The sequence below is a fragment of the Pseudomonas sp. PB101 genome (assembly GCF_009764265.1).
Classification (GTDB): domain Bacteria; phylum Pseudomonadota; class Gammaproteobacteria; order Pseudomonadales; family Pseudomonadaceae; genus Aquipseudomonas.
Genome location: NZ_RWIR01000036.1, coordinates 1 through 17,538 on the forward strand (window position 1 = coordinate 1; position 17,538 = coordinate 17,538).

16 protein-coding genes, 2 tRNA genes and 1 pseudogene are annotated in these 17,538 nt (G+C 58.4%); 11 read left to right on the forward strand and 8 right to left on the reverse strand.

Annotation, left to right across the window (positions count from 1 at the left end; all coding sequences use genetic code 11):
* Positions 1 to 68: 68 nt before the first annotated feature.
* The 6 genes from EI969_RS11585 to EI969_RS11610 form a co-directional block, all read right to left on the reverse strand.
* Positions 69 to 1,646 carry an ABC transporter ATP-binding protein gene (locus EI969_RS11585; protein WP_160387926.1) on the reverse strand — a complete coding sequence of 526 codons (1,578 nt, stop codon included), beginning with the start codon at positions 1,644 to 1,646 and terminating at the stop codon, positions 69 to 71.
* 14 nt (positions 1,647 to 1,660) lie between these two features.
* Positions 1,661 to 2,683: an ABC transporter permease gene (locus EI969_RS11590; RefSeq protein WP_160387927.1), complete on the reverse strand. Its 1,023-nt coding sequence runs from the start codon at positions 2,681 to 2,683 to the stop codon at positions 1,661 to 1,663.
* Positions 2,683 to 3,744: a microcin C ABC transporter permease YejB gene (locus EI969_RS11595; RefSeq protein ID WP_160387928.1), complete on the reverse strand. Its 1,062-nt coding sequence runs from the start codon at positions 3,742 to 3,744 to the stop codon at positions 2,683 to 2,685. The genes EI969_RS11590 and EI969_RS11595 overlap by 1 nt, the downstream gene beginning before the upstream one ends.
* Entirely contained in the window at positions 3,744 to 5,612 is a 1,869-nt protein-coding gene (locus EI969_RS11600; protein WP_160387929.1) for an extracellular solute-binding protein, read from the reverse strand. Before EI969_RS11600 ends, EI969_RS11595 begins: the two co-directional genes overlap by 1 nt.
* Positions 5,613 to 5,746: 134 nt before the next feature.
* Positions 5,747 to 6,028 carry a peptidylprolyl isomerase gene (locus EI969_RS11605; protein WP_160387930.1) on the reverse strand — a complete coding sequence of 94 codons (282 nt, stop codon included), beginning with the start codon at positions 6,026 to 6,028 and terminating at the stop codon, positions 5,747 to 5,749.
* A 107-nt stretch (positions 6,029 to 6,135) separates the two neighbouring features.
* A complete protein-coding gene (locus EI969_RS11610; RefSeq protein WP_160387931.1) occupies positions 6,136 to 7,017 on the reverse strand; it encodes a triacylglycerol lipase in 882 nt (293 codons plus the stop codon).
* Between the two features lie 338 nt (positions 7,018 to 7,355).
* On the opposite strand from EI969_RS11610, the gene EI969_RS11615 reads away from it, so the two are divergent.
* Positions 7,356 to 8,420 carry a hypothetical protein gene (locus EI969_RS11615; RefSeq protein WP_160387932.1) on the forward strand — a complete coding sequence of 355 codons (1,065 nt, stop codon included), beginning with the start codon at positions 7,356 to 7,358 and terminating at the stop codon, positions 8,418 to 8,420.
* Positions 8,421 to 8,477: 57 nt separating this feature from the next.
* Here EI969_RS11615 and EI969_RS11620 read toward each other — a convergent pair whose 3' ends face one another.
* Complete coding sequence (locus tag EI969_RS11620; RefSeq protein ID WP_160387933.1) at positions 8,478 to 9,545, reverse strand: 3-deoxy-7-phosphoheptulonate synthase; 1,068 nt, start codon at positions 9,543 to 9,545, stop codon at positions 8,478 to 8,480.
* A 661-nt stretch (positions 9,546 to 10,206) separates the two neighbouring features.
* Here EI969_RS11620 and EI969_RS11625 point away from each other — a divergent pair.
* The 6 genes from EI969_RS11625 to EI969_RS11650 all read left to right on the forward strand — a co-directional run bounded on the left by EI969_RS11625 (position 10,207) and on the right by EI969_RS11650 (position 14,099).
* Positions 10,207 to 10,653: an N-acetyltransferase gene (locus EI969_RS11625; protein ID WP_160387934.1), complete on the forward strand. Its 447-nt coding sequence runs from the start codon at positions 10,207 to 10,209 to the stop codon at positions 10,651 to 10,653.
* A gap of 127 nt (positions 10,654 to 10,780) precedes the next feature.
* Complete coding sequence (uvrY, locus tag EI969_RS11630; protein ID WP_008015884.1) at positions 10,781 to 11,422, forward strand: UvrY/SirA/GacA family response regulator transcription factor; 642 nt, start codon at positions 10,781 to 10,783, stop codon at positions 11,420 to 11,422.
* Between the two features lie 2 nt (positions 11,423 to 11,424).
* Positions 11,425 to 13,248: an excinuclease ABC subunit UvrC gene (gene uvrC, locus EI969_RS11635; RefSeq protein WP_160387935.1), complete on the forward strand. Its 1,824-nt coding sequence runs from the start codon at positions 11,425 to 11,427 to the stop codon at positions 13,246 to 13,248.
* A gap of 32 nt (positions 13,249 to 13,280) precedes the next feature.
* The gene (pgsA, locus tag EI969_RS11640; protein WP_007992985.1) at positions 13,281 to 13,841 is read left to right on the forward strand and encodes a CDP-diacylglycerol--glycerol-3-phosphate 3-phosphatidyltransferase; all 561 of its coding nucleotides are present in this window, start codon (positions 13,281 to 13,283) and stop codon (positions 13,839 to 13,841) included.
* Positions 13,842 to 13,903: 62 nt separating this feature from the next.
* Positions 13,904 to 13,979: transfer RNA gene (locus tag EI969_RS11645), tRNA-Gly, on the forward strand.
* A 46-nt stretch (positions 13,980 to 14,025) separates the two neighbouring features.
* Positions 14,026 to 14,099 (forward strand) — tRNA-Cys (locus EI969_RS11650).
* Positions 14,100 to 14,297: 198 nt separating this feature from the next.
* Here EI969_RS11650 and EI969_RS11655 read toward each other — a convergent pair.
* Positions 14,298 to 15,170: a hypothetical protein gene (locus tag EI969_RS11655; protein WP_160387936.1), complete on the reverse strand. Its 873-nt coding sequence runs from the start codon at positions 15,168 to 15,170 to the stop codon at positions 14,298 to 14,300.
* A 173-nt stretch (positions 15,171 to 15,343) separates the two neighbouring features.
* On the opposite strand from EI969_RS11655, the pseudogene EI969_RS11660 reads away from it, so the two are divergent.
* The 4 genes and pseudogenes from EI969_RS11660 to EI969_RS11675 form a co-directional block, all read left to right on the forward strand.
* Positions 15,344 to 15,900 (forward strand): annotated as a pseudogene (locus EI969_RS11660) (DNA adenine methylase); the annotation flags it as partial.
* Positions 15,901 to 16,006: 106 nt separating this feature from the next.
* Entirely contained in the window at positions 16,007 to 16,345 is a 339-nt protein-coding gene (locus EI969_RS11665; RefSeq protein WP_160387937.1) for a hypothetical protein, read from the forward strand.
* An 11-nt stretch (positions 16,346 to 16,356) separates the two neighbouring features.
* Positions 16,357 to 16,707, forward strand: coding sequence for a nucleotidyltransferase domain-containing protein (locus EI969_RS11670; protein ID WP_160387938.1), 351 nt, complete (start codon positions 16,357 to 16,359; stop codon positions 16,705 to 16,707).
* Between the two features lie 58 nt (positions 16,708 to 16,765).
* Complete coding sequence (locus EI969_RS11675; RefSeq protein ID WP_160387939.1) at positions 16,766 to 17,524, forward strand: DUF2971 domain-containing protein; 759 nt, start codon at positions 16,766 to 16,768, stop codon at positions 17,522 to 17,524.
* The last annotated feature ends 14 nt before the right edge of the window (positions 17,525 to 17,538 follow it).

The following is a 17,538-nucleotide window of genomic DNA, read 5'->3' on the forward strand; positions in this document are numbered from 1 at the left end:
CCGCTCCCACAGGGAAATGCAATCCCCTGTGGGAGCGGGCTTGCCCGCGATGCGGTCTAACGGCCAGATTATGCCTGCCCCAACAACGCCGCCGCCAACAGCTCCTTGGTGTAAGGGTGCTGCGGTGAGTCGAACACCTCATGACTGGCGCCGCGTTCCACCACTTTGCCGTCCTTGATCACGATCATGTCGTGGGCCAGGGCGCGCACCACCGCCAGGTCGTGGCTGATGAAAAGATAGGTCAGGCCGTGTTTTTCCTGAAGCTGGCGGAGCAGGGCGACCACCTGTTTCTGCACGGTGCGGTCCAGCGCCGAGGTCGGTTCGTCGAGCAGGATCAGCGCCGGTTTCAACACCAGCGCCCGGGCAATGGCGATGCGCTGGCGCTGGCCACCGGAGAATTCGTGGGGGTAACGATGGCGACTCTTGGGGTCGAGGCCGACCTCGTTCAGAGCCCGGATCACCTCGGCGTTGCACTCATCGGCGCTCAACTGGCTGTGCACTTCCAGGCCTTCGCTGATGATCTGCGCTACCGACATCCGCGGGCTGAGGCTGCCGAACGGGTCCTGGAACACCACCTGCATCGTCTTGCGCCACGGCCGTAGCTGTTTTTGCGTCAGGCCGTCCAGTGCCTGGCCCTGAAAACGGATGCTGCCTTCGGAGTCGAGCAAGCGCAGGATCGCCTGGCCGAGGGTGGACTTGCCGGAACCGGATTCGCCGACGATGCCCAAAGTCTTGCCGCGCTGAATACTCAGGCTGATGCCATCGACAGCGCGCAGCCAGGTCTTGCGCTGGAACAGCCCGCCACTGACGGCAAAGCGCACTTGCAGGTTGTCCACCTCCAGTACGTTCTCGCGCTCGTCCCGGGGCAAGGCTTCGCCCTCGGGTTCGGCATGCAGCAGCACGCAGCTGTAAGGGTGCCTGGGTTCGGTGAACAGGGTTTCACACGGAGCCTGCTCGACGATTTCCCCGGCCTTCATCACGCACACGCGCTGGGCGATGCTGCGCACCAGATTGAGGTCATGGCTGATCAGCAGCAGCGACATGCCCAGGCGCTGTTGCAGGGATTTGAGCAGCAGCAGGATCTTGCGCTGCACCGTCACGTCCAGCGCGGTGGTCGGTTCGTCGGCGATCAGCAGTTCCGGCTCGCACGCCAGGGCCATGGCGATCATCACCCGCTGACGCTGGCCGCCGGACAGTTGATGGGGGTAGGCCTTGAGGCGTTCCTCGGGTTTCTGGATGCCCACCAGGTGCAGCAGTTCGAGGATTCGTGCTTGCGCCGCCTTGCCCGCCAGGCCCTTATGCACCAACAGCGTTTCGCCGATCTGCTTTTCGATGCTGTGCAGCGGGTTGAGGGAGGTCATCGGTTCCTGGAAGATCATCGCGATGCGATTGCCGCGCAGTTTTCGCAACTTGCCGGCATCGGCACCCACCAGTTCCTGGCCGCGATAGCGAATGCTGCCCGTTGTCACGGTATCGGTTTGCGGCAGCAGTTGCAGGATCGAGTGGGCCGTCACCGACTTGCCCGAACCCGACTCGCCCACCAACGCGAGGCATTCGCCCGGGCGGATGTCCAGGCACAGATTGCGCACCACGGTCTGGCCACTGAAGGCCACGCTGAGGTCACGGATTTCGATCAGGTTGGTCATTTCAGCCGTCCGCATCAAGATCTCGGATCGAAGGCGTCGCGCAACGCCTCGCCGATGAACACCAATAAAGAAAGAATCAGCGCCAGGGTGAAAAACGCCGTCAGGCCCAGCCACGGCGCCTGCAGGTTCTGCTTGCCCTGACCGATCAACTCGCCCAGCGAGGCACTGCCCGCCGGCATGCCGAAGCCGAGGAAGTCCAGCGCCGTCAGGGTGGAAATCGCCCCGGTGAGAATGAACGGCAGGTAGCTCAAGGTTGCGTTCATGGCGTTGGGTAGAATGTGCCGCACGATGACTTTGCGGTCGGTCAGGCCCAGCGCGCGCGCGGCCTTGACGTATTCCAGGTTGCGCCCGCGCAGGAACTCGGCACGCACGACGTCCACCAGGGCCAGCCATGAAAACAGCGCCATGATTCCCAGCAGCCACCAGAAATTCGGTTCGACGAAACCCGACAGGATGATCAGCAGGTACAGCACCGGCAACCCGGACCAGACCTCCAGCAGGCGCTGGCCGAGCAGATCCACCCAGCCGCCGTAATAGCCTTGCAGGGCCCCGGCCGCGATGCCGATCAGTGCGCTGACAAACGTCAGCATCAGGGCAAACAGGATCGACACCCGGGCCCCGAAGATCACCCGCGCCAGAACGTCCCGTGACTGGTCGTCGGTGCCCAGCCAATTGACGCTGGTGGGCGGGCTGGGGGCGGGTTTGTTGAGGTCATAGTTGGGCGTGTCGTCACTGAACGGAATCGGTGGAAACAGCAGCCAGCCACCGTCCTTCTTGATCAGCTTTTGCACGTAGTCGCTGCGGTAGTCGGCCTGGAACGGCAGTTGCCCGCCGAACTCCTGTTCGGTGTGACGCTTGAAGACCGGGAAGTACCACTGGCCTTGATAGCTGACCAGCAGCGGTTTGTCGTTGGCGATCAGTTCGCCGCCCAGGGTCATCAGGAACAGGCCGATAAACAGCCAGAGCGACCACCAGCCGCGACGGTTTTTCTTGAAGCGCTCGAAGCGCCGGCGCGCCAGCGGTGAAAGCTTGAACATCAGGCGTTCCTCGCGGCGAAGTCGATACGCGGGTCGACCAGGGTGTAGCAGAGGTCTCCGACCAGTTTTATCAGAAGGCCGAACAGGGTGAAGATGAACAGCGAGCCGAACACCACCGGATAGTCCCGCGATACCGCCGCTTCGTAGCTCATGCGGCCCAGGCCGTCGAGGGAGAAGATCACCTCGATCAACAGCGAGCCGGCAAAAAACACGCTGATGAAGGCCTGGGGAATACCCGACACCACGAGCAGCATGGCGTTGCGGAACACGTGCCCATACAGTACCCGCCGTTCACTCAAGCCCTTGGCCCGGGCAGTGACCACGTACTGGCGGGTGATTTCATTGAGGAACGAGTTCTTGGTCAGGATGGTCAGCGTGGCGAAACCGCCGATCACCAGCGCGGTGACCGGCAATACCAGATGCCAGAAGTAATCGGCCACCTTGCCCAGGGTCGACAGCGAGTCGAAGTTGTCCGAGACCAGTCCGCGAACCGGGAACCAATTCAGCGAAGTGCCGCCGGCAAAGACCACGATCAGGAACATCGCAAACAGGAAGGCCGGCATGGCATAGCCGATGATGATCGCGGTACTGCTCCAGATGTCGAACTGGCTGCCATGGTGCACGGCCTTGCGGATGCCCAGCGGAATCGACACCAGGTAGGTGATCAGCGTTGCCCAGAGCCCGAGGGAAATGGTCACGGGCATTTTCTCGAGGATCAGGTCGGTGACGGTGGCACCGCGGAAAAAGCTCTTGCCGAAGTCCAGGCGAGCGTAGCTGGTGAGCATCAACCAGAGGCGTTCGTGTGCCGGTTTATCGAAGCCGTACTGTTTTTCGATGTCCTTGATCAGTTGCGGGTCAAGCCCGCGGCTGGCCCTGGACTTGCCGCTCATGGTTTCGCCGGAGCCGCCGCCAACCGCTGCGCCGCCAATCCCTTGCAGGTGCGCGATGGCCTGTTCGACCGGCCCGCCCGGCGCGGCCTGGACGATGACGAAGTTGACCAGAAGAATGATCACCAGCGTCGGAATGATCAGCAGCAGGCGCCGCAGTATGTAAGCCCACATCAGTGTGGCCCTCCGGGTTTGCCACGGCTGATACGCTCGGCCGTCATCTGTTGGTTGGTCAATGGCGTGGTGCTCATCTCCCACCAGCTCTCGATGGCTTCGTCATTGCTCGCCTGCACGTTCGGGATGCCGAAGCGGTTCCACCACACCGTCGAGGTGCCAGGCGGGTAATAGTTGGGAATCCAGTAGTAGTTCCATTGCAGCACCCGGTCCAGGGCGTGGGCGTAATGCAGCATGCCAGCCTGGGTATTGGCGCGGATCAGCCCGGTGATCAGGGTATCCACCGCCGGGTTTTGCAACACCATATAGTTGTTGGAACCAGGGTCGGTGGCTGCCGCCGAACCGAAGTAATTGAGCAGTTCGTTACCCGGGGACGTGGTGACCGGGTAGCCGGTGACGATCATGTCGTAGTCGCGGCTCATCAGGCGGTTGACGTACTGGGAGGAGTCGATGCGGCGGATGTTGAGGTCGATGCCGATCTGTTTCAGCGTACGTTTATAGGGCAGCAAAAGGCGGTCCATGCCGTTCTGGCTGACCAGGAACGTAAAGCTCAACGGCTCGCCGTCGGCATTGACCAGTTGGTCGCCGTCGGGTTTCCAGCCGGCCTGTTCGAGCAAGTCCAGGGCCTGCAACTGTTTGTCGCGAATCACGCCGCTGCCGTCGGTCTTCGGCGCCTGGAATACTTTGGTGAAGACTTCATCGGGAATCTGCCCGCGCAGCGGTTCGAGAATCGCCAGCTCACCGGCATCCGGCAGTTGCCGGGCCGCGAGATCGGTATTGGAGAAAAAGCTCTGCTGACGGATGTACATGTCACGCATCATCTGCCGGTTGCTCCACTCGAAGTCCCACAGCATCACCAGCGCCTGGCGTACGCGACGGTCCTGGAACATGGGCTTTTGCAGATTGAACACAAAACCCTGGGCCGGCTGCGGCGCCTCGGTGGCGAGGTGGGCCTTTTGCAGGCGACCGTCGCTCAGGGCCGGGCTGTCGTAGCCGATGGAAAAGCCGGTGGCGGAAAATTCGCGATTGTAGTCATAGGCGCCACCGCGCAGGACCTGGCGCGCCACGTCGGTATCGCCGAAGTACTCGATGCTGAAATGATCGAAGTTGTACAGGCCGCGGCTGACCGGCAGGTCCTTGCCCCACCAGTCGGGATTGCGCTCGAACGTGATGCTGCGCCCGGAATCGATCTTGCCGACTTTATAGGGGCCGCTGCCCAGCGGGGCTTCATAGCCGCCGCCACCGGCGAAATCGCGGGTTTTCCACCAGTGTTCGGGAAACACCGGCAAGGTCGCGATATCCAGTGGCAGGGTGCGGTTTTCGTTGTTCCTGAAATCGAAGCGGATAGTCAGCGGCGATTCCACCTCGACGTTTTTGACGTCGGCGAACTGCGTGCGGTAGCGCAGGCTGCCCTGGGTCATCAGCAGGTCGAAGGTGTAGCGCACGTCTGCGGCGCTGATCGGTTTGCCATCGGCAAAGCGCGCCTTGGGATTGAGGTAAAAGCGCAGGGACAGGCCATCCTCGGAACGCTCCATTTTCTCTGCCACCAGGCCATACACGGTGTAGGGCTCGTCCAGCGAGCGCTGGGCCAGTGGTGAATAGAGCAAGCCATCGATCTGCGAGACGCCGATGCCTTTGTCGATATAAGGCAAGACATGGTCGAACTGCCCGATTTCGATCGCCGAGCGCCGCATCGTGCCGCCCTTGGGGGCCTGCGGGTTGGTGTAGGCGAAATGACTGAAGCCGGCGGGGTATTTGGCCGGTTCGCCGTACACGGTCATTGCCGGTTGCGGTGCCGCGTTCACATCCACGGTGCCCGACAGCAGGGCCACGACCGTGAACAACAAGGTAGGGAAAGCCAGTCGCATTGTCAGCCTTAGAGCCGGGTGGTCGTTAACGACAATTTGTACGCTAGCGGCGCGTCCCTCGCCAGCCGTATGCGCATCGCAAACACAACGGCCCGCCAAAAGGCGGGCCGTTGCGTGAATAGCTCAAGCGTCGATCAGTCCTGACGGCTGGTCACTTCCAGCAGGTGGTAACCGAACTGGGTCTTGACCGGGCCCTGGACCACGTTGAGCGGTGCGCTGAAGACCACGGTGTCGAATTCCTTGACCATCTGGCCCGGGCCGAACGAACCCAGGTCACCGCCCTGGCGGCTGGAAGGGCAGGTGGAGTTGGCCTTGGCAACTTCGGCGAAATCGGCGCCAGCCTCGATTTGGGCCTTGAGTTCGTTGCACTTGTCTTGCGAGGCAACAAGGATGTGACGGGCAGTGGCTTTAGCCATGGAAAAATACTCCTTTCAATACTCGATAAAGTGCTGAGCCTACCGGATTCAGTGAGCTATTTCTCCTCAAAGTTCCGTTCCACGAGGGATCCACGGCATGTGGCACCTCAAAGGCCGGCGTCTCTCAAACGCTCGGCATGCAGGACATACAGCTCGATCGGGTCGACACCCGTGCGCAACTGCCCGGTCGGCTGGCCAATGGTGTCCAGGTGATCCAGCGCATAGTCGGAGCGGATAACCGTGCCCAGATGGGAGCTGAAACGCCCGACCAGACCATCATTCTGGTCCGCTTCGGTGACGAAATAGGCAGAAAGCGCCCGACAGAAGGTGTTGAGTGGATCGAGCGCATTCATCCCCTCCTTGAGAACGTTCGACTGCAATACGCCGCTCCACGAGTAGTAATGAACACCATTGACCCGTCCGCGCCCCTTGCCACCCCAGGTGGCGGGCAATCCTTGCGGGTATTTATCGTTGAACGCGCCTACGCCCTCGGTAGTCAACGCATTGAGGGCTGCGATGGCGGTTCGCGGTTGGTACCGATTGTTGCTCAATGCCGCGAGGAAGTCGGCGAAGAGGGTCACCACGGTGTCGGCCACCTGTTCCGGCAGGCAGCCTGGGGTCAAGGCCTTGCGCAAGAAATCGGCGAGTTCCGAGCCGTGGTTCGGCCCGCTGACGGAGGTGACCGACGCTACGCTGTGTGGCGCAATCGCTGCGGCATAGCGCGCGGCCAGTGCACCCTGGCTATGACCTATGAGATTGACTTTGCCTGCATCGGTTCTTTGCAGAACCCGCGCGATCTGCGAGAGCAATTGATCACCGCGTACCTCGTTGTCATGGGGAGCCGACAGGTAAGGGACGAACACCCTTGCTCCGGCGTTCCTCAGCGCTTGTCTGATGTCGTGAAACAGCTCGAACTTGCCGATTCTTTCGAAGCCGAAAAGGCCATGGACCAGCAGTATTGGATAACGAGTGCTTGCATTCCTTTGCATATTCACACCTTTTCACAAAAGTTCGTCGGGACTGCGTGGCGTTTCACTCTAAAACACTCGAGGTTGGCGCGATGTATGAAAAGTCCGCCGCAACCCGCAGAAAGCGGAATAGAACGAGTGTGAATGCTCAGGATGGACTGAGGCTTTTGTCGGAATAGATTGGCGATTTTTCACGGCAATCGGCTTGCCGCTGAACAAAGACCTACTTTGCATGTATCGATTTTCCCAAGGAGCCGGAGAGCGAGGCCGACATCCCGGCTGTATGGCCTGAGGTTAAATAGTCGTTATCAAAAGCCGGCCACCCGTTCGGTGTTTATTCCAGGGAATGGAGCGAATGAATGACTGTTTATGAACCCGACACCTTGAATCTCGCACAGCAACCCTTGCCACCTCCCATACTTGAGCAGGCGGCAAACGGCGTCCTGAACCCCTCCGACAGAAAAGCCGTCATCCGGGTCCGGCCTTATCCAGGCATGACCTGCGGCGACAAATTGCTGTTGGAGTGGGCGGGACTGGATGCCGATGGCCTCGCCTGCAATCATCAGCTGGCGCGTTTTGTCAGTGACGACCGGGTCGGCGAGGACCTGATCTTTGCTGTGGATTGCGCCCATATCGAGGCGCTCGACGGTGGTTCGCTCGAACTCGGTTACTCGCTCTTTGCCACCCGATTTACCGGCCCCGTACATTCCCATCGCTTGCAGCTGAGTGTGGGCGATGTGCAGGCAGACCTGCTGCCCGCGACGGTGAACGATACGTTGGGTAGAACGCTTGATCCGGATCGGGTGAAAGAAGGGGCGATCGTTACAATCAAACCCTATGCGCGCATGGCGGCGGGTGACTGGGTATTGCTGACCTGGGCCGGCGTTTCGTTCGAAGGCAGTTTCAGCGATGCACTCAAGGTCGAGCCCTTTGCTGTCGGGGACGAACTGTCGTTCTGGGTCAGCCCGGAGTGCATTGTGCCTAATCTGGGCTCATCGGTTTCCGTTGATTATTGCGTCCAGCAAGCAGGACAGGGTCATCGTTATTCTGAAGTCACGACACTGATGATTGGCAGGCTGGAGCGGGGACCACTGCCAGCCCCCACTGTGCTGGAGGCCGATGAGGGTTGGGTGGACCTGCATGATGCGCAGGATGGCGTGACCGTCGTCATCGAAAACCCCAGGGCTGAAAATGGCGAGCTGGTTTACCTGAGGTGCGACGCAGAGAAATTCAATCACTGCGAGGACCGCGAAATCACCAGAGACACGGCGGGCGAGCCCTTGGTGTTCATCGTGCCCTACCGGTTCTGGAGGGAGCATCGAGATTCTGCGATCCGTGTTTCCTATTCAGTCGAGCGCCTTGATGACACCTGTCAGCAATCGGCGGTGACACTGGTTCAGGTGCAATCCTTGATGGGGCATTGATTGCCATTTGCCCTCCAGTCTTCGCATGAAGGCCGGAGGGCGGGTGGTTGATGGCGATTACTGCGCTCGCAGCCGGTCTGCCGCTTCAAGCAACAGTTGTTCCGTGCCGGTCCAGCCAAGGCAACCGTCAGTCACCGACACGCCGTATTGCAGCGACGAACCCAGCGCCTGACAGCCCTCGAACAGGTGGCTCTCGATCATCATGCCGATCAGCGAACGATCACCACGCAGACGCTGCTCAAGTACATCGTTGAACACGGCTGGCTGGCGCAACGGGTCTTTGCCGCTGTTGGCATGACTGCAATCGACCATGATTCGCGCGGGAATCCGCAGCCTGGTCAGGTCACTGTTCACCTGGGCGACGCTGGCGCTGTCGTAGTTCGGTCCGCGATGGCCGCCGCGCAATACCAGGTGAGTGTCGGCATTGCCCGGCGTTTGAATGATCGCCGGATGTCCCTGGCTATCGACACCGAAATGGCGATGGGGGTGGGCGGCGGAACGCATGGCGTCGCTGGCAACGCCCACGCCGCCGTCAGTCCCGTTCTTGAACCCTACAGGCATGCCCAGGCCGCTGGCCATTTCCCGATGGATCTGCGACTCCGTCGTCCGGGCGCCGATGGCCACCCAGCTCAACAGATCGTCGAAGTAGCCCGCCACCATCGGTTGCAGCAGTTCGGTGGCCACAGGCAAGCCAAGCCGGAGCATTTCGCGCATCAGCTCGCGCGACAGCGTCAGGCCACCGGCCATGTCATCGCTGCCATCCAGGTGTGGATCGTAGGCCAGGCCTTTCCAGCCAACCGTGGTGCGGGGCTTTTCGACGTAGGCGCGCATCACCAGCAGCATTTCGTCGCTGACTTCGGCGGCGAGGCGGGCGAGGTTGCCGGCGTATTCGAGGGCGGATTTCGGATCGTGTATCGAGCAGGGGCCGACGATGACCAGCAGACGGGAATCTTCACCGTTGAGGATCGCGCGAACCGCCTGGCGATGGGCGGCGACTTGCCGGGTCAGGGTGTTGCCGAGGGGCAATTGCTGTTTGAGTTGCAATGAGCTGGGCAGGCGCAGGGTCAGCGCTTCATTGGCAGGGCTCAAGGTGGACAGCGGCAGTGCAGAGACGGACGAGTTCATGTTCAAGGTTTCCTGGGGCTGGCGGCGGGATCATGCCCGCGGTCGCGGCCCTACTGGGGTGTTCGACAATTGGCCGGATTGGCTGCGTGTGTGTGCTTGCCACCTGTGGGTGACCGATCGGAGGCGGCAGGCTGTCCCGAGCGGAGGGTGGTAAATCGCCAGGCGGTAAAACTGTCGTAACGGTAATAAGTGGCGTAGTTCATGTTTTGAATCCTCTGGATGTCTGGTGTGTCGCTAAAAGTGTCGGGGCTGAAAAAACAAAACCCCCGGTCGGGAGGCCGACCGGGGGTTGAGAATTCTCTGGTGGCGACCCGTTTAAAGTGGGCGCCGTGTGGGTATCAGGCGCGCCAGTGGCTAAACCAATACCCAAAATAAAAGCTGACCGGAGCACAACCGTCATTCACCCGGACAGCCGCAACCGAGCGCAGGGCGCTGGCGGTACGAAGCTGTAAGTGGGCGTTCAACATGGTCTGTCTCCGATGGATGGCCCGAGCTTACTAGAGGCCGATACGCAGATTCAATCAGAAAATGCTATCGGCCGGCGACGGCGTCTTCTATCGCTTGAGTGCCCCGCAGGTTGTGACACACTTTGCGCGTCGATAAAACACCCATCGTCACAAGGACGCAGCATGACGACACTGACCCTCGCCGTGGAGTTGCAATGATTGAATACCAATGGCGTCCGGCATCGTCTGGTGACCTGGCGTTCGCCCGCGAACTGACCCGCGCAAACATGCTGCGCTACTACATTGAGCATGACCTGTTGTGGCAGGACGAAGCGTTTGATGTGGCCTGGGCGGGGCGGGACAACCGATTGATCACAGGCAGCGACGATGTGTCGGGTTATGTCAGCCTGAGTCGTGATGCCAGGGCCCTGTATATCCGCGAATTGCATGTCGTCGACGCGTTTCGCGGGCAGGGCGCCGGGTCCTGGGCGATTGATCAGGTACTGGCTCTTGCACGCAAGGAGCGTCGGCCGGCATTGCGCCTGACGGTTTTCGAAAACAATCCGGCGCAAGCGTTGTACCTGCGCAAGGGATTGAGGGTAGTGGGCAAGGACGAATGTTTCCTGAGGATGCAGCTGGATATCCCGGGCCAGTACAGCTGAAACACGCTTGCGACAAGCCTTTCAAGATGAATTGAAACTTTTAATCTGACGCTTTCCGCTAGGTCTGCCAGATGCTTTTTGCTAAGGTGTCTGGCAACCCAATAAGACCATATCGCGAGGTGTCTGCTTGATTAGGGTGCTAGTAGTCGATGACCATGATCTCGTTCGTACAGGCATTACACGAATGCTGGCTGACATCGATGGCCTGCAAGTAGTCGGCCAGGCCGAGTCGGGCGAAGAATCCCTGCTCAAGGCGCGTGAGCTGAAACCCGATGTGGTGTTGATGGACGTCAAGATGCCGGGCATCGGCGGTCTCGAGGCCACACGCAAACTGTTGCGCAGTCATCCGGATATCAAGGTTGTCGCGGTGACCGTGTGCGAAGAGGACCCGTTCCCTACGCGCCTGTTGCAAGCCGGTGCGGCGGGTTACCTGACCAAGGGGGCAGGTTTGCCGGAAATGGTCCAGGCCATCCGACTGGTGTTCGCCGGGCAACGCTACATCAGTCCGCAAATTGCCCAGCAGCTGGCGATCAAGTCCTTCCAGCCCACCAACGATTCGCCTTTCGATGCGTTGTCGGAGCGGGAAATCCAGATCGCCCTGATGATCGTCGGTTGCCAGAAAGTGCAGATCATTTCCGACAAATTGTGCCTGTCCCCGAAAACCGTGAACACCTACCGTTACCGCATCTTCGAAAAGCTTTCGATCAGCAGTGATGTCGAGTTGACGCTGTTGGCGGTTCGTCATGGCATGGTCGACGCCAGCCTCTGAAAATGACCGAAACCTTTGATCCGAGCGCCTTTCTGTCGACCGTTAGCGGGCGCCCCGGCGTTTACCGCATGTTCGACAGCGAAGCGCGGCTGCTTTACGTCGGCAAGGCGAAAAACCTCAAGAATCGCCTGTCGAGTTACTTTCGCAAGAGCGGGCTGGCACCCAAGACCGCGGCACTGGTAGCGCGAATCGCCCAGGTCGAAACCACGATCACCGCCAACGAAACCGAAGCCTTGCTGCTTGAGCAGACGCTGATCAAGGAATGGCGTCCGCCCTACAACATCCTGCTGCGCGACGATAAATCCTACCCCTACGTCTTTCTCTCCGACGGAGAGTTTCCACGCCTGAGCATTCATCGCGGGGCGAAAAAGGCCAAGGGCAAATACTTCGGACCTTACCCGAGCGCCGGTGCGATTCGCGAAAGCCTGAGCCTGCTGCAAAAGACGTTTTTCGTCCGGCAATGCGAAGACAGCTACTACAAGAACCGCACCCGTCCTTGCCTGCAATACCAGATCAAGCGTTGCAAGGCGCCCTGCGTCGGGCTGGTGGACCCCCAGGTATATGCCGAAGACGTGCGCCACTCGGTGATGTTTCTCGAGGGGCGCAGCAATGCGCTGACAGACGAGTTATCCGCCGGGATGGAAGAGGCGGCGATCAATCTGGAGTTCGAGCGGGCAGCCGAGTTGCGCGACCAGATTGCCCTGTTGCGCCGGGTTCAGGATCAACAAAGCATGGAAGGCGGGACCGGGGACGTCGACGTGATCGCCGCGTTCGTGAACCCGGGCGGTGCCTGTGTGCACTTGATCAGCGTACGGGGCGGGCGGGTATTGGGCAGCAAGAACTTCTTCCCGCAAGTCGGTATTGAAGAAGACGTTTCCGAAGTCATGGCCGCGTTTCTCGGCCAGTACTTCATCAGCAGTCCCGAACGCGACTTGCCCAGCGAACTGATCGTCAATGTGGTTCACGATGACTTTCCGACCCTGATCGCCGCCATCGACGAGCTGCGCGGTCGTGAACTGACCATCAGTCATCGCGTACGGGGCACGCGAGCGCGCTGGCAGCAACTGGCCGTGACCAATGCCGAGCAGGCGCTGAGTGCGCGGCTGGCAAACCGTCAGCACATCACGGCACGCTTCGATGCGCTGGCCGAGGTGCTCAAGCTGGATGAGCCGCCGCAGCGACTTGAGTGCTACGACATCAGTCATTCCAGTGGCGAGGCGACGGTGGCGTCCTGTGTGGTCTTCGGCCCCGAAGGCCCGATCAAATCCGATTACCGCCGGTACAACATCGAGGGCGTTACGGCCGGCGATGATTACGCGGCAATGCACCAGGCACTGACCCGACGCTTCAGCAAGCTGAAGGACGGGGAGGGCAAGTTGCCGGATATCCTGCTGGTGGATGGCGGTAAAGGTCAGCTGTCCATGGCCCGCGACGTACTCGATGAACTCGCCGTGCCTGACCTGATCCTGCTCGGCGTGGCCAAAGGCGCGACGCGCAAGGCCGGTTTCGAAACCCTGTACCTGAACGACGCAGCGCATGAGTTCACCTTGCGCGGCGATTCTCCCGCCCTGCACCTGATCCAGCAGATTCGCGACGAAGCCCACCGGTTTGCCATTACCGGGCACCGCGCCCGACGTGGAAAAACCCGCCGGACGTCTACACTGGAAGGCGTCGCCGGCGTCGGCCCAACACGTCGGCGGGATTTGTTGAAACATTTTGGTGGATTGCAGGAGCTGTCTCGTGCAAGCATCGAAGAAATTGCCAAAGCCCCCGGGATCAGTAAAAAGCTCGCAGAGTTGATTTATGCAAATCTGCACAGCGAGTAGAATGCCCCCTCACCTCGTAGCCAGTTGTGCCGATGAATATCCCTAATCTGATTACCGTTCTACGCGTTCTGCTCATTCCGATCTTCATTTTGCTGTTCTACCTGCCTTACCAGTGGAGCTACCTGGCATCCGCCTCGGTCTTCGCATTCGCTGCCGCCACCGACTGGCTGGACGGGTATCTGGCCCGCCGTCTGGAGCAAAGCACGCCGTTCGGGGCCTTTCTCGATCCGGTTGCCGACAAGCTGATGGTCGCGGTTGCACTGGTGCTGTTGGTCCAGGAACACGGAAACCTGTGGCTCACGCTGCCGGCTGCCGTGATCATTGGTCGCGAGATTGTCGTCTCGGCACTGCGCGAATGGATGGCCGAACTGGGCGCACGTGCCCACGTCGCCGTATCGAACCTGGGCAAATGGAAAACCGCCGCGCAAATGCTGGCGCTGGTGATCCTGCTGGCCAATCCCAAGGACTTCAGCTTCTGGGTCTTGCTCGGTTATACCTTGCTGATGGTCTCGGCTGGCCTGACTTTGTGGTCGATGGTCCAGTACTTGCGGGCTGCCTGGCCACATCTGAAGACTGACGTTGAAAAGAAATAAAACTTTTTTGAATCAAGGGGTTGACGGCGCTTCTGAATTCTATAGAATGCGCCCACCAAGACGCGGGAATAGCTCAGTTGGTAGAGCACGACCTTGCCAAGGTCGGGGTCGCGAGTTCGAGTCTCGTTTCCCGCTCCATGTTTGTACGCATTTGATGTCGCGCTACTGATATCAAATGTTTTGAGGCCGAGTAGCAAAATGGTTATGCAGCGGATTGCAAATCCGCCTACGCCGGTTCGATTCCGACCTCGGCCTCCACTATAAATAGCCCCGTAGATCAATGATCTACGGGGTTTTTTATTGCCATCAGGAAAGTGAAAGTTTCCGCAATTTTTTGGATCGTTTCCGCAACTGCAAGATAAAAATGGGGTGGATCCATTTGATCATGGTCTTTTTCACCCCGGTTGAACGCGGCCTATCTGGTGCCAAGAAGGCTGGACAAGGCAGTGCGCACTTCTATGGTTCAGGGCGAGGAGGGACTTCTGGCTGCCCCTCCACATCTCCCGCTAAATTACGTTCCGATATTCTTCGTATTGCGTCCGCAGCTACGAACTGGGCTCGCATGGCAAGAGCCATCAGTTCTAGGCGAGTCAGCCCATGCGACGAATAACGGCTTTGGACGTAATTCGGGAAATTAGCGCAAGCTTTCCGTAAACGCTCATCCGAGGAGGCTGGCTTGATGGCAATCAAAGCTTCGGCCAGTTTATTCAAGTGATGTGAGTGTCTTTTAACCTCTTCTTCGGCGCAACCAAGGTGAATGAGCGCTGCCTTCATTGCCAATTCTGCTGTAAGGCAGGCAGTTTGAACTGCTGCATCGAGGTCGAGAACCCCCGATAAAATTCGTGGCGTAGCGGCGACCGATGATCGTGCATTGTTCAGTAGGTCCGCAGCAGGAGATCCGCGTCGAATGAGGTCATCTACGCCATAGCCGAAATCCCAAAGGTCGCATACGCCATAGAACGCCCGCCATCCTTGATCTGGATAATGTCGGAATATCAGCTCTAGCTCTTCGCGCTTGATTTCAATGCATTCGATCGGATTAATTGCTACCTGGCCATATCCCACATGCACACGAGCGGGATACATGACATCGCGTATCGCAACCCCGCCGATAAGCAAAGAAGGAATCGAAAAGTCCCCGCTTGGATAGAGCCGTTTGTAGGTCGCCATCAGGGGTTCAAAGGTGTTCTTGTCGAAGACATCACCGGTAATGTTATTTTCGCGCATCCATTCAATCGCGACGTGGAAGGGGCGAGCGTGCAGCTTCACGTCTTGCGCCATCAATGTGTCATCCATCTGGCGAACGAAGCTTTCGTCGATTATTTCCATTGTGTTTCGATCACTTTATGTTGTGAAAAAGGGGGAAGAAATAACTGTGTATGGCTGATTGCTGGGGATTTGCGCGATCGACCGATCAAAAGGATTACAATTCGATATTTGAAAAGCCAGTCATTTCGTGGGCTTTACGATTTCCCCGATGCGTCGATACACCTTCCTCGTCATCTCTTCTGTCGCGCCAGGTGTTCGAGTGGCAGAAGACGACCCGCCCCGAAACCCTTACTGACATCCAGCGCGCCGCGCGATTCTTCTACCTGCAGCACCTGCCTTCGCCGGCAAGGTCACTGGGCAGACTTTTGGTACCGCGACCACCGGCCCTGCCATCAACCTGCTGCGGATCGAGGAAAACCTCTCGGCCGCCTGGCAGCGTCTGTCCGGTACCTACGTGGAGAACCTACCTTGGTTGGAGTGCGCCGAACGTTACGATCGGGCGCATACCTTCCACTACATGGACCCGCCGTATTGGCAGACTGCCGGTTATGGCGTGGACTTTCCATTTGAGAATTACGAACGCATGGCCGATTTCATGCGTCGTTGCAAAGGCAGGGTGATGGTCAGCATCAACGACCATCCAGACATCCGTCGCGTGTTCGACGGGTTCCACTTCGAGACGCTGGACATTCGCTACAGTAATACTAATCAGCGCCAGGGCAAGGCGAAAGTCAGTGGAGAACTGGTGATCATGAATTGGAAACCAGCTGCACTCGGAGATCTGTTCTGACAATGTCCCTGGTAATATCTGAGATTCTCGGTTCGAGAGTCTGGGGAGTTAAACGGCTATGTGCGGGCGATCCTGCACGGCTCGGTGACATAGTCAGGAGGATTGTGTGAAGGACGAACGTTTTTTTGAAATAGCTATTGCGGAGATTAGAGCAGGAACAATCCGACCAGGTCTGCGTGCTAAAGCTTTTTCTGATGCAAATGGGGAAGAAAACCGCGCCCAAGCTCTTTACCTGAAGTACCGAGTAGCTCAGCTAGTTCAGGAAGAGTTGGAGGGGTGCCAGGCCGAAGCTGAGGCAAAGACACAACTTAAAAAGCAGGTGCGAGATGCTGAGGAAGCTGCGCGGCAAGCACATGCAAGCGCAGAAGGTCTAATGTCAGTTCACTACATTCTGTTGGGGCTTTTAATACTAGTCTTCAGCCTCATCATGTGGAAGCTATTGTAGGAATTCGGATCATGGATATCGAGGATATGGCAGCTGCCGTCGCGAAATGGGCCAGCACACAGCCGCTCGTTCGGAAGGCGTATCTATTCGGCAGCCGGGTTCGCGGCACGCATCGGCCAGACAGCGATCTTGACGTTGCGATTGAGCTATCCACGTTGTCGGGTGATGACAGTCCATTGACTACCTGGATCTGTGAAGCGCAGGAGCTCAAATCATCTATAGTCGGGGTATGTCCCGTAATCATCGATATTAATTGGTGCGGAAGCGCAGGTGGGACACCGTACGTTCACGCGGGACTAGAAGCATTAAGTATCGTGGTTTACGACGCCGATCACATCACCCCAACCATCCAGAAAAACTGACATCGAAAAACACAGGGCCGATGTACTGTTCAGTCATTCCAGCGAGATAGGAAAAAGCATGCCTACCAACGAATCGCTCAGAGGCAAATGGATCGCCGCAAGCTACAAATCAGACATGGCTAGTGCAATAGCCTGCAGTCCACCAGACGATCACTCGATGATTCGTCTTTACTATCTCACCAGCGTTGAGCACGCTCTCAACAATATAGAAAATCGGCGCATCAAGGTGTCTCGTTTTGCCGACCTAAATGATCCATTTGAGCTTCTGGCTGCGAACTTCAAAGAGCATAAGATGCGTAAGGTCGTAAGAGGCTGGAAAGATAAAAACCATTCTATGATGGGCTTACTTTGTTTTTCTGGGGATTGGTCGGAACCTGTGATGTGGAGCCACTACGGCAAGAAACACACAGGGGTTTGTTTGGGGTTCGATGTCAACCGCCACGTGGTTCAACAGGTGAACTACCAAGACGATCGAATCCGCGCAGCACTAGGCCCAACGCCAACGCCAACTCCTGACGAACTGAGTGAAGAACTACAACAACAGTTGCTATGCACAAAATCTGGAGGATGGCGGTATGAGGAGGAACACCGTCGTTTCGTAAATTTGAGTGATGCATTAAGTGATGGGGAACTTCATTTTTGGCCAATCAGCGGTGATGTTCAACTGGCGGAGGTGATCCTCGGACCATTATGCGAGGAGTCTGTCGAGTCGGTCAGACGGAAGGTTAAATCGAATTTCCCCAAAGCAGTTGTTTTCAAGGCCAGGCTGGCGTTTCAGTCTTTCAAGATCGTGCCAGATGCCCGCACAGTTCTCTAGAAAAAACACCAAGC

What these genes read in the sequence shown, in the direction of transcription:
- EI969_RS11670 (WP_160387938.1), top strand. Translation starts at nt 16,357, where the DNA reads ATGGATATCGAGGATATGGCAGCTGCCGTCGCGAAATGGGCCAGCACA.
- EI969_RS11595 (WP_160387928.1), bottom strand. Translation starts at nt 3,744, where the DNA reads ATGTGGGCTTACATACTGCGGCGCCTGCTGCTGATCATTCCGACGCTG.
- EI969_RS11600 (WP_160387929.1), bottom strand. Translation starts at nt 5,612, where the DNA reads ATGCGACTGGCTTTCCCTACCTTGTTGTTCACGGTCGTGGCCCTGCTG.
- EI969_RS11610 (WP_160387931.1), bottom strand. Translation starts at nt 7,017, where the DNA reads ATGCAAAGGAATGCAAGCACTCGTTATCCAATACTGCTGGTCCATGGC.
- uvrC (WP_160387935.1), top strand. Translation starts at nt 11,425, where the DNA reads ATGACCGAAACCTTTGATCCGAGCGCCTTTCTGTCGACCGTTAGCGGG.
- EI969_RS11620 (WP_160387933.1), bottom strand. Translation starts at nt 9,545, where the DNA reads ATGAACTCGTCCGTCTCTGCACTGCCGCTGTCCACCTTGAGCCCTGCC.
- EI969_RS11655 (WP_160387936.1), bottom strand. Translation starts at nt 15,170, where the DNA reads ATGGAAATAATCGACGAAAGCTTCGTTCGCCAGATGGATGACACATTG.
- EI969_RS11615 (WP_160387932.1), top strand. Translation starts at nt 7,356, where the DNA reads ATGACTGTTTATGAACCCGACACCTTGAATCTCGCACAGCAACCCTTG.
- EI969_RS11675 (WP_160387939.1), top strand. Translation starts at nt 16,766, where the DNA reads ATGCCTACCAACGAATCGCTCAGAGGCAAATGGATCGCCGCAAGCTAC.
- EI969_RS11585 (WP_160387926.1), bottom strand. Translation starts at nt 1,646, where the DNA reads ATGACCAACCTGATCGAAATCCGTGACCTCAGCGTGGCCTTCAGTGGC.
- pgsA (WP_007992985.1), top strand. Translation starts at nt 13,281, where the DNA reads ATGAATATCCCTAATCTGATTACCGTTCTACGCGTTCTGCTCATTCCG.
- EI969_RS11605 (WP_160387930.1), bottom strand. Translation starts at nt 6,028, where the DNA reads ATGGCTAAAGCCACTGCCCGTCACATCCTTGTTGCCTCGCAAGACAAG.
- EI969_RS11625 (WP_160387934.1), top strand. Translation starts at nt 10,207, where the DNA reads ATGATTGAATACCAATGGCGTCCGGCATCGTCTGGTGACCTGGCGTTC.
- EI969_RS11590 (WP_160387927.1), bottom strand. Translation starts at nt 2,683, where the DNA reads ATGTTCAAGCTTTCACCGCTGGCGCGCCGGCGCTTCGAGCGCTTCAAG.